General features: G+C 72.6%; 13 protein-coding genes. 6 read left to right on the top strand and 7 right to left on the bottom strand.

The features are described from left to right. The first annotated feature begins 46 nt into the window (after positions 1 to 46). Positions 47 to 406, top strand: a complete 360-nt coding sequence (locus tag ACH4TP_RS07795) for an ArsR/SmtB family transcription factor (protein WP_389224881.1) — start codon at positions 47 to 49, stop codon at positions 404 to 406. Then, on the top strand, positions 399 to 2,963 hold the full coding sequence (mgtA, locus tag ACH4TP_RS07790) for a magnesium-translocating P-type ATPase (protein WP_398436389.1): 2,565 nt from the start codon (positions 399 to 401) through the stop codon (positions 2,961 to 2,963). Before ACH4TP_RS07795 ends, mgtA begins: the two co-directional genes overlap by 8 nt. On the opposite strand, the gene ACH4TP_RS07785 is transcribed toward mgtA, so the two are convergent. Beyond that, positions 2,954 to 4,444, bottom strand: coding sequence for an LCP family protein (locus ACH4TP_RS07785; RefSeq protein ID WP_398179394.1), 1,491 nt, complete (start codon positions 4,442 to 4,444; stop codon positions 2,954 to 2,956). The two genes, mgtA and ACH4TP_RS07785, sit on opposite strands and share 10 nt — an antisense overlap. Positions 4,445 to 4,542: 98 nt before the next feature. Beyond that, positions 4,543 to 4,773, bottom strand: coding sequence for a hypothetical protein (locus ACH4TP_RS07780; RefSeq protein ID WP_389224886.1), 231 nt, complete (start codon positions 4,771 to 4,773; stop codon positions 4,543 to 4,545). Positions 4,774 to 4,929: 156 nt separating this feature from the next. Here ACH4TP_RS07780 and tatA point away from each other — a divergent pair, with 156 nt between their 5' ends. Continuing rightward, entirely contained in the window at positions 4,930 to 5,127 is a 198-nt protein-coding gene (gene tatA, locus ACH4TP_RS07775) for a Sec-independent protein translocase subunit TatA (protein ID WP_389224888.1), read from the top strand. Positions 5,128 to 5,138: 11 nt separating this feature from the next. Here tatA and ACH4TP_RS07770 read toward each other — a convergent pair whose 3' ends face one another. Further along, complete coding sequence (locus tag ACH4TP_RS07770; RefSeq protein ID WP_398179399.1) at positions 5,139 to 5,660, bottom strand: hypothetical protein; 522 nt, start codon at positions 5,658 to 5,660, stop codon at positions 5,139 to 5,141. A 71-nt stretch (positions 5,661 to 5,731) separates the two neighbouring features. Then, positions 5,732 to 7,249, bottom strand: a complete 1,518-nt coding sequence (locus ACH4TP_RS07765) for an alkaline phosphatase (RefSeq protein ID WP_389224892.1) — start codon at positions 7,247 to 7,249, stop codon at positions 5,732 to 5,734. Between the two features lie 292 nt (positions 7,250 to 7,541). Between ACH4TP_RS07765 and ACH4TP_RS07760 the strand changes: the two genes are divergently transcribed. Both ACH4TP_RS07760 and ACH4TP_RS07755 read left to right on the top strand, forming a co-directional pair. Continuing rightward, positions 7,542 to 7,808, top strand: a complete 267-nt coding sequence (locus tag ACH4TP_RS07760; RefSeq protein WP_389224894.1) for a GlsB/YeaQ/YmgE family stress response membrane protein — start codon at positions 7,542 to 7,544, stop codon at positions 7,806 to 7,808. A 59-nt stretch (positions 7,809 to 7,867) separates the two neighbouring features. Then, positions 7,868 to 8,452: a TerD family protein gene (locus ACH4TP_RS07755; protein ID WP_389224896.1), complete on the top strand. Its 585-nt coding sequence runs from the start codon at positions 7,868 to 7,870 to the stop codon at positions 8,450 to 8,452. 78 nt (positions 8,453 to 8,530) lie between these two features. Here the strand turns inward: ACH4TP_RS07755 and ACH4TP_RS07750 are convergent, their stop codons facing one another. Then, positions 8,531 to 8,998: a winged helix-turn-helix transcriptional regulator gene (locus ACH4TP_RS07750; protein ID WP_398436385.1), complete on the bottom strand. Its 468-nt coding sequence runs from the start codon at positions 8,996 to 8,998 to the stop codon at positions 8,531 to 8,533. 112 nt (positions 8,999 to 9,110) lie between these two features. Here ACH4TP_RS07750 and ACH4TP_RS07745 point away from each other — a divergent pair, with 112 nt between their 5' ends. After that, the gene (locus tag ACH4TP_RS07745; protein ID WP_398436383.1) at positions 9,111 to 10,280 is read left to right on the top strand and encodes a thiolase family protein; all 1,170 of its coding nucleotides are present in this window, start codon (positions 9,111 to 9,113) and stop codon (positions 10,278 to 10,280) included. Between the two features lie 22 nt (positions 10,281 to 10,302). Here ACH4TP_RS07745 and ACH4TP_RS07740 read toward each other — a convergent pair whose 3' ends face one another. Beyond that, a complete protein-coding gene (locus ACH4TP_RS07740; RefSeq protein ID WP_398436381.1) occupies positions 10,303 to 11,811 on the bottom strand; it encodes a DUF4246 domain-containing protein in 1,509 nt (502 codons plus the stop codon). Between the two features lie 356 nt (positions 11,812 to 12,167). Next, positions 12,168 to 14,777, bottom strand: coding sequence for a class III lanthionine synthetase LanKC (gene lanKC, locus ACH4TP_RS07735; RefSeq protein ID WP_398436379.1), 2,610 nt, complete (start codon positions 14,775 to 14,777; stop codon positions 12,168 to 12,170). Positions 14,778 to 14,846: the final 69 nt, after the last annotated feature.

Raw genomic sequence — 14,846 nt, 5'->3', positions numbered from 1 at the left:
TCTAGACTGGGGGGCGTTCGGGCGTACGTGGAACGGGAGAGCAACGGTGGCGGCAGACGCGGGTGACTTCACGGACCCTCCTGCCGAGGTACTGGCCGAGGCCGCGGCCGCCTTCGGGCTCCTCTCCTCGCCCTCACGGCTGCACATCGTCTGGGCGCTCGCCCAGGGCGAGAGCGACGTGACCGGGCTCGCGGAGCGGGTGGGCGGCGCGCTCCCGGCGGTCAGCCAGCATCTGACCAAGCTGAAGCTCGCGGGTCTGGTGCGGTCCCGGCGCGAGGGGCGGCGGCAGGTCTACTTCGTCGACGACCCCGAGGTGGTGACCGTCGTCCGCGTGATGGTCGGCCAGCTCACCGCCCGCACCGACAGGGCGCTGACGCTCGTACGACGCAGCGGCTCGCGTGCCTGAGAGGACCGCTCCCGGCCCCCTCCTCCAGGAGGCTCCGGGCCCGCTCACCGCGCTCCAGGTGCTGCGGGCGCTGGACAGCGGACCGCGCGGTCTGACGGAGGCCGAGGCGGAGCGGAGGCTCGCCCGGTACGGGGAGAACGTCCTGCCCGCCCGGCGGCCGGTTCCCTGGTCGCGGCGGTTCCTGCGCAGCCTGCGCGACCCGTTCACCGCGGTCCTGCTCTGCCTCGGACTGGTCTCGGTGGCCGTCACCGCCTGGGGCACCGGCTGCGTCATCCTCTTCCTGGTCGTGGTCAGCTGCCTGCTGCGCTCCTCCGGCGAGCACCGGGCCGACCACGCCATGGCGGCGCTGCGGGAATCGGTGGCCACGACCGCGACCGTGCTGCGCCGTCCCGACACCGACGGACCGGCGGCACGGCCCCGGGAGGTCCCCGCCACCGAGCTGGTGCCCGGCGACGTGATACGGCTGGGGCCGGGAGACCTGGTCCCCGCCGACGTACGGCTGCTGAGGGCCGCCGGCCTGCGCCTGCAGGAGGCGGCGCTCACCGGGGAGTCGGCGCCCGTGGCGAAGTACCCCCTCGACGCTCCCGACGGCACGCGCCCCGCGCCTCTCGCCCAGCCCCATCTGTGCTTCCTCGGGAGCAGCGTCGCGTACGGCAGCGCGACCGCGGTGGTCGTCGCCACCGGAGCCCGCACCCGCCTCGCCTCCGCCCACAAGGCGAGCGAGCGGCGCCGGGGCAGCGCCTTCGACCAGGCGGTCCACGGCATCTCCTGGACGCTGATCCGGTTCATGCTGCTGACCCCGCCGCTGGTGCTCATGGCGGGCGCGGCGCTGCACGGGAGGGGACTGGAGACGCTCCCCTTCGCCGTCGCCGTGGCGGTCGGCCTCACCCCCGAGATGCTGCCCGTCGTCGTCACGACCGTCCTCGCCCGCGGGGCCGCACGGCTCGCCCGCGACCACAAGGTGATCGTCACACGCCTGCCAGCGCTCCACGACCTCGGCGCCGCCGACGTCCTGTGCCTGGACAAGACCGGCACCCTCACCCAGGACCGGCCCGCCGTCGCCCGGGCCATGGACGCGCACGGACAGGACGCGCCCCGGGTACTGCGCTGGGCGGCCGTCAACGCCTGGTGGACGCTCCAGCTCGCGGAGCTGCCCACCCCCGACGCCCTCGACGAGGCGGTCCTCGACGAGGTCGACGAGGCCGACCTGCTGGACTGCGACGGGGTCGCGGCCCTGCCCTTCGACCCAGGGCGACGCCTGGCGACCGCCGTCGTGCGCAGACCCGGCCGCCTCGGCACGCACACCCTGGTCGTCAAGGGCGCCGTGGAGGACGTACTCGAACGGTGCGCCGTGGACGACGCCGAACGGCGGCGCCTCCTCGCCCTGGCCGCCCGCGAGGCGGACACGGGCGCCCGCCTCCTCGCCGTCGCCCTCGCCGAGCGCCCGGCCCGCCACCGGGACTACACCCCGGCCGACGAACGCGGACTGGACTTCCTCGGGTTCGTCGTCCTGCGCGACACCCTCGCCCCCACCGCGGCGCGGGTCCTCGGCAGCCTCGCCGACCGCGGTGTGGCCGTCCGCATCCTGACCGGCGACCACCCGGGCACGGCCGCCCACACCTGCCGCGAACTCGGACTCGACCCCGGCACGGTGCTCACCTCCGAGGACATCGACCGCCTGGACGACACCCAACTGGCCCGGGCCGCCGGGCACACCACCGTCTTCGCGCGCTGCGCCCCCGAGCACAAGGCCCGCGTCGTCACCGCGCTGCGCGCCGGGGGACACGTCACCGGATTCCTCGGCGACGGCGTCAACGACGTGCCGGCCCTGCGCGCGGCCGACGTGGGCATCTGCCCGAAGGGCGCGGTCGCCGTCGTCAGGGACACCGCGGACGTCGTCCTGGCCGAGAAGGACCTCGCGGCGGTCGACGACGCGATCACCGCGGGCCGGCACAGCGGCGGGAACATCGCCACCTATCTGCACCTCACCCTGTCGTCGAACCTCGGCAACGTCATCGCCATGCTCGCCGCGGCGCTCCTCCTGCCGTACCTGCCGATGCTCCCCGCACAGGTGCTCGTGCAGAACCTGTGCTTCGACGCCGCCCAGCTCGCCTTCGCCTACGACCGCCCCGACCCGGCCGCGCTCCGGCGCCCCACCCGGCTGCGGCCCGGGGACTTCCTGCGCTCCCTCACCCGCTTCGGACTGCTCAACGCGGTCGCCGACGTGGCCACGTTCGCGGTGCTCCTCCTCACCACCCGGGCCGCTTCGGACGCCCAGGACGCCTTCCACGCCGGCTGGTTCACCGAGAACCTGCTCACCCAGGCACTGGTGATGCTCCTGCTGCGCGGCGCCCGAGGACGCGACGGAGCGCCCGGTCCCGTCCGGTACGCGGCCGCCGCCCTCGCCGCGGTCGGCGTCCTGCTGCCCGTCTCCCCGCTCGGCCCGATGCTCGCCATGAGCCCCCTGCCCCCGCTGTACTACCTGCTGCTCGCCGCCGTCCTCTCGCTCTACGCGGCAGCGCTGAAGGCGGCCAGGTTCCGGATGTCTCAGCCGTAGGAGAGGTTGGAGCAGAGGTCGTCGTCCGCGGAGCGGGTGTCCTTGGTCGGCACGGCCACGGGGGTGCCGGGGGTGGCCGAGGGGTTGTCCGCGTAGGACCGTCCGAGGACGACGCTGATGCCCGGGGCGGACACCGGACGCAGTTCGGCGGCGGGGAAGAGCCGGGCGACCGTCGCGGCCTGCTCCTTCTGGGCGGAGCCGTACTCGATCACGGTGGCGGTGTGGTCCTGGGCGGCCGCCGTGACCGTGCCGGTGACGGTGAACCCCGCGGCCCTCAGCCGCTCGGCCGCCCGGGCGGCCAGGCCACGGGTCCGGGTGCCGTTGTAGACGGCGACGGAGATGCCCTCCCCGGAGACGGGTGAAGGGGACGCACTGGCCGTGGGGGAGGGGCCGGCGTCGCCGTTCTTGCCGCCGGTGTTCTGGCCGTCGAGGGTGCGGTCGGCCTTCAGGGCCGCCCACAGGGCGTCCGCCTCGGGCTCGACGACCGCCACGCGTGCCCCCTGGTAGCGCCAGGGGATCGTGATGAACTTCGTGTTGTGCAGGTCGACGTCCTTGAGCGACATCGCGAACGAGATCAGCTTGTCGGCGGATCCGAGGCCGGGGTCCACGGTCAGGGACGCGGTCGCCGCGTTCGCCAGGGGCAGCAGCCTGGTCGGGGTGAGCCCCTCGCCCTTGACCTTCTTGAGCAGGCTCGCCACGAACGCCTGCTGGCGCTTGATGCGGCCGATGTCGGAGTTGTCGCCGATCCCGTGCCGCAGCCGCACGTAGTCCAGGGCCTTCTGCCCGGAGACGGTCTGCTCGCCCTTGGCGAAGATGCGCTCGCCCCGGGTCGCGCGCTTCGGGTTGAGGTCCTTCTGGTACACGTCGTTGGGCACGCACACCCGTACGCCGTCGACGACGTCCGTCAGGGAGGCGAAGCCCCGGAAGTCGACGACGACGGTGTGGTCGACGCGCAGCCCGGTCAGCTTCTCGACGGTGTTCTGCGTGCACGCCGGGTTTCCCTTGGCGGTCTGGCCCACGGTGAACGCCGAGTTGAACATGGTGTCGCTGCGCGGCCGGGTCCACGTGCCGTCGGGGAGCCGGCAGGGCGGGATGTCCACGAGGGTGTCGCGGGGGAAGGACACCGCGACGGCGTGCTCGTGGTCCGCGTACACGTGCAGGAGGAAGGCCGTGTCGGAGCGGCCGATGTCGTGCTCGTCCCCGCCGCCGAGCTCGCTGTTCCCACCGGTCCGCGCGTCCGAGCCGATGACCAGGACGTTCTGTCCCTTGCCCGCGGAGGCGGGCCGGTCGTCGGAGAGGCCTTCCTCGCCGAAGGTGGCGATGTCGCCGTTCAGCTTGAGATAGACCCAGCCCGCCCCGGCCGTCGTCAGCACGAGGAGCGCCAGCGCCGCCATGAGGAGACGTCCGCCCCGGCCGCGTCCGCGGCGCCGTTCAGGTGCCGCCGACCGATGTGCGTGCGTGCTGCGGTTTCCGCCTGTCATCTGTCTGCCTCATTCGTCCCGGCCCTGTAATGAGGAGACGGCGGGCTCCGCCAAAAGGTTGCACGGCTGCGCAACAGTCGGAGCTCTGCCGGCCCCGCTCACGGACTGGCCGGGTCGTACCCGTAGCGCAGTGATCCGTCCTCGGTGCCCGCGTCGAGCCGGTAGACGTGGAGCGCCTCGACGCGCACCTCGGTGTCGGCCCCTTCGACCGTGCACGGGTAGGTCACCTGCAGCATGAGCGGTCGGCCGGTCACCGTCACTCGCACCCCGTCCGCGGGACCGCCCGAGAGCACTGCGCTCCGGCGGGCCGCCATGTCACTCGTCCCCATGAGGCAACTTTAAAGCTTGCGCAACTCTTGAAGTGACGTGAAGTCCGTCACTCGCCGACACCCCCGGGAGGTGGAGTACTTGGTTCCATCCGGTTGTACGGTTGCGCAATGCGGCAAGTTTCCTGCCGGTGAGTCGACAAGAGGGAGAGTGGCGAAGTGCTCCGCAACGCACTGGAACCATGGCATCTGCTGCTCGTGGCGATCGTGTTCATCGCGCTGTTCGGATCGAAGAGACTGCCGGACACCGCCAGGTCCCTGGGCAAGTCCCTGCGCATCCTCAAGAGCGAGACGCGCGCCCTGCGCGAGGACGGCACGGAGGCCGGCCGGGGCGAGGGCGGCCGGCCCACCGACTGAGGCGGGGAAGGCTATTCGTTGACGAGCACGGGAACGGAGAGCACCGCCGCGACGGGCGTTCCGTGCGGGTTCTTCGCGGCGATCGAGAAGTCGATGCCCGTGCTCTCCGCCCGCGGTTTCCCGGAGTGGCCCTCCTCCTCGTGGTCCTCCTCATAGGTGAAGACCCCCGAGCCGAGGAGGTGGCCGCCGGCGTCGTAGAAGGCGGCATGCAGCTCCAGGGCGATCACCTCGCTGACGTCGGAGGTGATCGTCAGGTGCCCGGTCAGGGCCCGTCGGCCGTCCAGGGCGAGGCGGGCGAAGCGCACGCGGTCGGTGAACGGCCCCTCCTCGACGCGTACCTCCCCCTGCTTCGGTGCCACCGAAAGCAGGGGAGCGGGCGCGGGAGCCGTGCGCGGGGCGGGAAGCGAGGCCGGGGGTTGTGCGGTCGTCGGCCGGGCGCCGGTGAGCCCGGCGTCGGCGGAGGCGCCGCAGCCGGTGAGCGGGGCGAGGGCGGCGATCAGGGCCACCGTCGCGGCCAGGGGGCGCAGTCTCATCCGTCATGTCTCCAGACGATGCGCGCCGCGAGGGGCCCGGGTTCGCGTCCGGGCCCCTCGCGGCGGTCGGGTCAGTGGCCGCGGGGAGCGTGGCCGAACAGCGAGCGGTACATCTTCGTGTACAGGTCGGTGTTGTTCTGGCTGACGGCGAAGCGGCTGCCGCCCGGGCCGTACGCGTACAGCGGGACGTCGGCGCCGGTGTGGTTGCCGGAGAGGTACGACAGCCAGAGGCTGGCCTCCGGGCTGCCGTCCCGCACGTCCGCCGGGTCGTCAGGGGTGCGGAAGGTGGCCGGGGCGAAGTTCTTCGGGTCGTTCGCGCCGGCGCCGTTGACGGGGCCGGAGGAGCGGGCCGGGTCCTTGACGTTGGCCGAGGACGAGCGCGACGGCGTGGAGGTGTTCGCCGGGTTGCCCGCGTCGGTGTTGGCCGGCGGGGCGGCCGCCTCGGCGTTGGTGAAGGAGCCCTTCTCGATGATGTTGAAGCCGGCGCACTCGTGGTCCGCCGTCACGATCACCAGGGTGTGGCCGTCCTTCTTCGCGAAGTCGACCGCGGCCTTCACGGCGTCGTCGAAGGCCTTGACCTCGTCGAGGGTCTGCGCGGCGTCGTTGGCGTGCGAGCGCTTGTCGATCTGGGCGCCCTCGACCTGGAGCAGGAAGCCCTTCTCGGAGCGGTGGTTCAGCAGGGAGATGGACTTCCGGGTCATCTCCGCGAGCGTCGGCTCCTGCTTCTGCGGCGCGTCGTCCGGCAGCTTCGCCTTGGCGTTCTCGACGGTCAGGTTGCCGCGGTTGAACAGACCGATGACCTTGCCGCTCCTGACGTCCGCCAGGTCGGCCCTGGTGGCGACCTTCTGGGTGGCGGCGGTCTGCGCGGGCAGCGCCGGGTCGCCGAAGCTGCCGAGGACCCGGTAGCCCTGCGCCTGGAGCGCCTTCTGGTCGTCCGGCTCGAAGCGGGCCAGGCCGCCGCCGAAGACGACGTCGGCGGTGCCGTTGCGGGCGATCTGCTCGGCGATCGGCGTGATCAGGGTCTGGTCGGCCGGCTTGTCCTCGAACGTGCCGTCGGCCTTCTTGGGCAGGCAGGAGGCGTCCGAGTAGACCGGGCCCTGGCAGCCGCGCAGCAGCGCGTGGCTGAACTGGGCGGCCGGGGTCGCGTCGGTGATCTCGGCGGTGGAGACGTTGCCGGTGGCGAAGCCGGCCTGGTGGGCCTGCTCCATCAGCGTCGCGACGCGGTTCTCGTAGGCGTCGACGCCGAGAGCGGCGTTGTAGGTCTTCACGCCGGACGACCAGGCGGTGGCGGAGCTGGCGGAGTCGGTGACCAGCGCGGGCTGGTCGCTGTCCTTCTCGACGGCGTACGTGGCGACGGCGCCGTAGTTCGGCAGCTTCTCCATGTTCAGCCGGCCGGTGGCGCCGTAGAAGCGCTCGCGCCCGGCGGCGACGTGGGAGCGGCTCATGCCGTCGCCGAGCAGGTAGATGACGTTGTGTATCTCCTGATTCCCCTCGCCGTGCCGCGGCGTGGAGCTGGCGGTGACGGCGACGCCCGCGGTCACCGCGCCCGTCACACCGAGCACGAACAGGGTCCTCATGCCTCTACGCATGGAAGAGATGTCTCCTTGGGCATTCTGACGTCCGCTCACGGCTCTACCGGCCGTGAGCGCACCCGGGTACCCGGGCGTTGCGAGGCTAGGCACGCCCGGTGTACGAGCGGCGGCCCCCAGGTGACGTCCCGGCCAACGCTGCCCGCATGGTCCCCGATCGGGCCGTCGGGAGCCGCAACCCCCCACGGGCCTTTCGCGTCATTCCCGCTGTGTACGGTTGCGCAACTGCGCAATACAAGGTTGCCGGGGGACGGATCGGGTCCGCCCCGGCACGGGAGAAGAGGACACCGCCGTGGGCGTCATCAGCTGGATCATCCTCGGGCTCATCGCCGGAGCCGTCGCCAAGCTCCTGCTTCCCGGACGGGACCCGGGCGGCCTGATCGTCACCACCCTCATCGGCATCGCCGGCTCCTTCGTCGGCGGCTGGCTGTCCGCCCGCTTCCTCGACCGGCCCGTGGCGAACGAGTTCTTCGACCCGGCCACGTGGGGAGCGGCCATCGCCGGCTCCTTCGTCCTGCTCGTCGGGTACCGGATCCTGTTCGGCAACTCGCGCGACTGACCCACGCGCATGCGTACTTCACGTTCCGCGACGCCGTCGGGAAGAGGATGATTCCCCGCATGATCACACTCACGAAGGAAGACGGCCCGGCGGACCTGGACGGGGTCACCCACATGTCCATAGGCGTGTCCTGGGACCCCACGGCCGGAAGCAGCGGCGGGGTGATGGGGAAGCTCCGCCGCAAGAAGGGCACCGACCTGGACCTCATCGCCATCGCGATGCACGACGGCGATCCGGTGCGCCTGGCCGGTCTCGACTCCCTCGACCCCATGGGCAACGGTTCCCTGGTCCACAGCGGAGACAACCAGACCGGCCACGGCGACGGCGACGACGAGACGGTGACCGTCGAGTTCGCGCGGATCCCGCCCCACGTCACCTCGATCGTGTTCGTCGCCGCCGCGTACAAGAAGGGCAGTTCCTTCCAGCAGGCACGCAACATCAGCTTCAAGGTGTACGACGCGACCGGGGGCAGCTCCCAGCAGGTGGCCGACATCTGGCCCAGCCTGCTCACCAGCGACAACGGCTGCGCCGTGGCCAAGGCCATGCGCGTCGGCGACGGCTGGAAGCTCGAAGTGATCAACCAGACGGGCAAGATCAAGCAGGGCGACGAGCAGGCCCTGATGCGGTTCGCCGCGAGCAGGTGACGCGTACGCGGCGCGATCGCGCGGAGTCGGTGCGGGGCGCCTGAGCGCGCCCCGCATGCGGCAGGCCGCGGCGAGCCGTCACCGGCCGTCCTCCACGGGTCCCGAGGTGGTCCAGCCCGGCGCATGCGTGTGGTGCTTCAGGCTGGCGCGGTCGGCCTCCCCACCGCAGCTCGCGCAGACCACGCGCGGGTCCAGCACCTCTCCGCAGCTGTGCTCCAGGACCACCGGCCGGGCGTCCGCGTTGAGGTGGCGGTCGCCCCAGGCCATCAGGGTGACCAGGACGGGCTCCAGCTCCTCGCCGGCCGGGGTGGCCCGGTACTCGTAGCGCTTGGGGCGCTCGCTGTACGCCACCTTCTCCAGGATCCCGGCCTCGACGAGCCGCTTGAGGCGGGTGGTGAGGATGTCGCGCGGCGCCCCGGTGTTGCGGGCGATCCGGTCGAAGCGGCGGACGCCGAGGGAGATCTCGCGCAGCACGAGCAGGGAGTACTTCTCGCCGACGAGCGCGAGGGTGTCGGCGATCGAGCAGGGGCGGGGCGCGGCCTTCATGGGCCCAGGTTAGTACAAGAGAACAGGGGAGGGTTTGATAATCCAACTCACTGGGCTATGTTACCCACACGTGTTGGTCCAGATTTCCAACCCTCCTTGTGGGAGTCGTGTCATGCGTGACGCCGTCATCGTCGAAGCAGTCCGTACGCCGATCGGGAAGGGCAAGCCCGGCGGATCCCTCGCCGACGTCCACCCCGTCGCCCTCCTCTCGCACACCCTGCGCGCCCTGATCGACCGCTCCGGCGTCGACCCCGCCCTCGTCGACGACGTCATCGGGGGCACCGTCGACCAGGTCGGCGAGCAGGCCATGAACACCACCCGTTACGCCTGGCTCGGCGCGGGCCTGCCCGAGACCGTGCCGGCCACCACCGTCGACCGGCAGTGCGGCTCCTCCCAGCAGGCCGTGCACTTCGCCGCCCAGGGCGTCATGTCCGGCGCGTACGACATCGTCGTGGCCTGCGGCGTCGAGTCCATGAGCCGCGTCCCCATGTGGTCCAACGTGCCGCCCGGCGCCGACCCCTTCGGCCCCGGCGTGGCCACGCGCTACCCCGAGGGCCTGGTGCCGCAGGGCATCAGCGCCGAGCTCATCGCCGCCAAGTGGTCCATCGGCCGCCAGGCCATGGACGAGTTCTCCGCCGCCTCGCACGCCAAGGCCGCGCGCAGCTGGTCGGACGGCTTCTTCGACGACCAGGTCGTGCCGTACGGGGACGTGCGCCGCGACGAGTCGGTGCGGCCCGCGACCACGCCCGAGATCCTCGCCGGCCTCCGGCCCTCCTTCGAGGACCCCGGCTTCGCCGAGCGCTTCCCGCAGATCGAGTGGTCGGTCACCGCCGGGAACAGCAGCCCGATCAACGACGGCGCCTCCGCCGTCCTCGTCATGGCCGCCGAGACCGCCCGCGCCCTCGGCCTGCGCCCGCTGGCCCGGCTGCACTCCTTCGCCGTCACCGGATCCGACCCGCTGCTCATGCTCACCGGCGTCATCCCCGCCACCGAGAAGGTGCTGCGCCGCGCCGGACTCTCCCTCGACGACATCGACCTCTTCGAGATCAACGAGGCCTTCGCGAGCGTCGTCCTCGCCTGGCAGCAGGAGACCGGCGCCGACCCGGCGAAGGTCAACGTCCACGGCGGCGCCATCGCCCTCGGCCACCCGCTGGGCGCGAGCGGCACCCGGCTGACGACGACGCTGGTCCACGCGCTGCGGGCGCGCGGCGGACGGTACGGCCTCCAGGCGATGTGCGAGGCCGGGGGGCTGGCGAACGCGATGGTCGTCGAAGCGCTGTGAGGCGGACGAGGGCGGACGGGGCTCAGTGCTCGCAGAGGGAGAACTCCCGCTCGTAGAGCTGCTCGTTGTGCTCGGCCACGAAGAACTTGCGTTCCCTCATGAGCTGTTCGCGGAAGTCCTCGGCCTGTTCGAGCGTCATGGTCGAGGTGTCGGACCACGGCTGCTGCGGCGGTACGTCGGACGTCGAGACGATGTTCTCCGACGGGTCGACGAGGAAGAACGCGAGGATCTTGCGATGCCCCGGGCGGGTGGGGTCCGCGAGGCGGAACGAACCGACGCGGTGCTGCAGGACGTTCGGGAACGCCAGGCAGCGGCCCGCCGGGGTCGCCGTCGATCCGAGCATCTGGTTCAGCCCGTCCTCGTCCTCCAGGCCGTAGACCTCGCGCACCCCGTTGTCGTCGTTCTGCTCGTACTCCGGGTCGTCGAGCGCCGCCCGGAAACCCAGTCGGCTCTCGGTGATGTTCTCGCTGTCCCAGTAGTAGATGCCGGTCGAGACGATCCGCTCGTTCAGCATCCCCTCGACGTGCCAGGAACCGCCGGGGTACTCGGGCTTGTCCGGGGTGAGGTGAACGGTGGCGAGCTTGACGATGACCTGGAGGCGGCGGCCGCGCAGGTCGACCCGGGCGGATTCCCCGGGCGACTCGGGCGGGGTGAACTCCGGGGCGTCCGGGACGACCGGGACGCGGTTCTCCCACCACGCGTCGTGGGCCTCTTCCCACGCGCGGACGGCCTCCTCGTAGGCCCCGTCGTCGCCGTAGGAGGACTTCTCCGGGTACTCCGGCTCCGAGTCGTACCACCCGTAGGGATCGGCCTCGATCCGCAGGGGCCGAGGGTGCCGCAGATCGGTGAGCACGTTCTCCAGCAGCGGCAGCATGCGCGCGAACAGGTCCGGCAGGACGGAGGCCAGCGCGCGGTGCCTCTCGGGGTGGACGTTGTTGACGTACGAACGGAAGGCGACGCCGCCGTCGTCATGGACGTCGACGTCCGTGGGCAGCCACTGGAACCTCTCCGAGAACTCGTACTTCGAGTAAGGCGTCGTCGGATTCCGCCACGCCCGCTCGGGCGCACCGCTCACCTCTCTCACCAGGCAGAACAGTGAGGGATGAACCAGATCCAGCACCTGCCCGTCGGACCCGGGATGCCAGTCCCGCTCCGCTTCGGGAACCTCTTCCAGGACCCGGACCGCCTCGCGCAGCCGGGCCCTCAGCTCGTCGTCGACCAGCGTGTCCGACTGCCACACCCCGTCGACGGCGGACACCTCGGCGCCGGTCCCTCCGTCCCGCAGCGCGGCGTAGTGCGCGAGTTCGGCGATCACGTAACGAACCTGCGCCTCGGTGAGGCCCTGGGCGAGGGCCTCACTCGTCCACCGGGAGACGATGCCGGCATCGTTCCTCTTCTCGAACCACTCCGGCTTCGCCCGGATGTGCGCGCTGCACCGCATCATCTGGAGTTCCCGCAGCGTCCGGGGCGTCGCGAACGGCAGGGAACGGGAAGCGTGGAAGGGCAGCGGGAAAGCGGACAGGACGGTCAATTCTCTTGGTCCTTCGAGTCGGTGTGCGGTGGCCGGAAGGATACGTCAGCGGACTGACACCGCCCGGCGGCGCGGGCCGGAACCGGTGGCGGGGCCACCGGTTCCGGCCCGCGCGGGCGCCGCTCGTCACATCGGCTCGGGGAAGATGTCGCTGACGCTCCAGGAGACGCTGAAGCAGGGCGGGAAGGCGTGGGTCTCGGTGTCCTGCTCGGTCTCCAGGGCCTGGAGCGCGAGGATCTGGTCCATGGGTGATCTCCTCTTTCCTGTCGGGATGGTGTCGATCGGTCACCGCATACCCGGGCGCGGAGGCGTTCGCCGCCGTGCCCAGGGGTTCGTGGGAGGCCCGTCCGGCGGCGTCAGACCGCTGCCGGGAGCCGGGGACGGGCCTGGTGGGGCTCCGTCAGGAGCGGGCCGGCCAGCAGGCGGTGCAGGGCCAGCAGGACACCGGCCCCGCCACTGGACAGGTCGGCGGTGAACCGCTGCGAACCCGCTCCGAGGAAGCGGACACCGCGCCGGTACGGGACGGCGTACTTCAGCAGGCCGGTCGCGGCGCGCACGGCGTCCTCGCGGGCGGCGTCCGTGCCGGTGAGCTCGGCGTGCCCGGTCAGGAACCAGGCCAGTCCCGCCAGCCCCCGGTACAGGCCCGCCTCCTTCGTGGCGCGGGAGACCCGGACGCCGGCGACCAGCCGCGGCAGGGCCTCGGCGCAGCGCTCGTCCGGCGCGGTGGCCACGTAACGGGTGAGCGCCGCCGCGAGACCGGCCGCGCCCGTGGCCAGGTACGGCATGGCACGGGTGAGCCGGGCGTCGTCGGAGAGGGACAGGGTGCCGTCGTCCAGCGGAAAGGTCCGGTCCAGCTCCTGGTGGAGCAGCAGGCGGCCCGCCTCCAGGAAGCGGTCCTCGCCGGTGGCGCGGGCGAGGCGGTGGAGGAAGAGGGCGAGCCCCGAGCGGCCGTGCAGCAGGCCGCGGGCGTCGTGCTCGCCGAGGGCGGCCGACAGGTCGGGGGTGCGCAGCAGGCCTTCCCCCGCCGCGGCGGCCCGCTCCAGGTGGCCGTCCTCACCGGTCAGCCGGTGCAGGGCGAGCCAGCCCAGGCCGACCCCGGCCCGCCCGCCGGCCAGCGTGCCGCAGGAGGCGGTGAGCGGGTGGCCGTCGGCGTCCCGGAGCAGGTCGACGGCCTCGTCGAGACGGCCGAGGTCCGCCAGCACCCGGGCGACGCCGGCCGAGCCGACGAGCAGTCCGGGAGGCAGCTCGCCGCGCAGCGCGAGCGCGTCGTGGCGCAGCCGTCCGAGGATCTCCTCCGGCACCGCGGCCCCGGCGCGGCGCAGGGCATGCACCACCCCGGCCGTGCCGTAGGCCAGGCACACGTTGTTGGTCCGGAACGCCTCGGGCGAGGGCGGGAAGGCCCACTCCGGCCGGTCGGCATCGGCCGTCTCGAGGAGCCCCGCGGCCACCTCCTCGGCCAGCCGGGCGAGGCAGCCGCGCGGATCGGCGTCCAGCTCGGCGGGGGAGGGCGGGCGGCCGGGACCGTCCTGGTCCCGCGCCCGGTCCGCCGGGTCCTCCGTCGGGTGGAAGGCGGTCGCCCGCCGCCACAGGTCCCGCGGCGGAGCCACGTCCGCCAGATCGCGGCGCAGGAGCGCGAGGTTGGCGGGGGCGTGTTCGGCGGTCTCGTTGAACGGCGCCAGGAAGGCGAGCGCGACCGCCGCCGCGCCGTACCGGTCCCGCAGCAGCGGATCGGTGTCGGCCCGGCGCAGGCCGGGCGGCGGCGTGAACCCCGGAGTGCCCATCCCGGACGGGGCCGCGGACAGCGGCGAGGCCGTCTCGAAGTCCACGAGACGGACCCCGCCCGACGGCGTGACCAGGACATTGCCCAGGTTGAGGTCACCGAACCGGTAGCCGGCGGCATGCAGCCGCTCCAGCGAGTCGTCCAGCCCGGCAAGCAGCCGCCGGCAGGCCTCGTAGTACGCGGCGACGGACTCGGCCGTGCGGTCGGCGCGGGCCAGCGGGGTGGACCGGCTCAGCCAGCCCACCAGCGGCTGCCCCGTGACGTACTCGGTGACGAGGAAGTCGTGCTCCCACTCCGTGAAGTGCTCCAGCGGCTCCGGGCCCACCCCCGGGGCCGCCGCATGCAGCTCGCGCAGCACCTCGTACTCGTGCCGCAGCCGCTGCCGCGCGTCGGTCCCGTCGAAGACCAGGCCGTTGTGGGCGCGGGCCTCCTTGAGGAAGACGGTGCGGCCGGTCCGCCGGTCGCGGGCCCGGTAGGTGCCTCCGGCGTTGCTCAGGCGCACCGCGCCGGTCACCTCGTAGTCGCGGATCAGGACCGGACCCGTGTGCGGCCGCTCCTCCCGCTCGACGAAGGGGTCCGTGATCCCCGCGGGCAGGTGGAAGACGGGCAGCCGCGCGTCCACGACCTCGCGGCCGGAGCCGTCGCGGACCAGCCCCTCCCGGGTGCCGTCGGCCCGGAGCCGGCTGCGGGCACCGTCGAAGGAGCCGTAGCGGTAGTGGACCGTCCGCGAGTCGCGGAAGCGCCGGTCGGTGAGGACGTACGGCCCCTCTTCCCCGTCGAGCGCGTCACGCAGGCGTTCGAGCAGTCGGCGGGCGGTCGCCGTGTCCGGCGGGTAGACGGCGCAGAACTTGCCCGCCTGGGTCCGCGAGCCGTGCTTGTGGTGGAGGAACAGGAAGAAGAGCCGGGCGCTCAGGTGCTTGAACGGCACCCTTTCGGAGAAGCAGATCCCGGCGACCGTGTCGAGCACGTGCTGCGCCCGGTCGAGCCGCGCCGACACGTGGATCTTCCAGCCCTGCTCGGCGAGCCCGGTCCGCGGACTCCCCCAGACCGTCCAGATGCCCTGGGCGGAGCCGCGCAGCCCCGGCGGCACCTCACCGGGCGCGAAGCGCGGCCCGGGGTCGGCCACGCCGGCCAGCGGCAGGTAGTACTCCCGGTCCGCGAGCGCCTCGCCGAAGCCTTCGAGCACGGGATCTCCTCACAGGGTGGTAGCGGTCCGCCACAAAGATCCCGCGCACCGGACGCCAGGACCGGCAGG

This window comes from Streptomyces sp. NPDC021012, assembly GCF_044333355.1.
Classification (GTDB): domain Bacteria; phylum Actinomycetota; class Actinomycetes; order Streptomycetales; family Streptomycetaceae; genus Streptomyces.
Note: the sequence above shows the minus strand (reverse complement) of the source record. Positions and strands in the feature narration are given on the sequence as shown.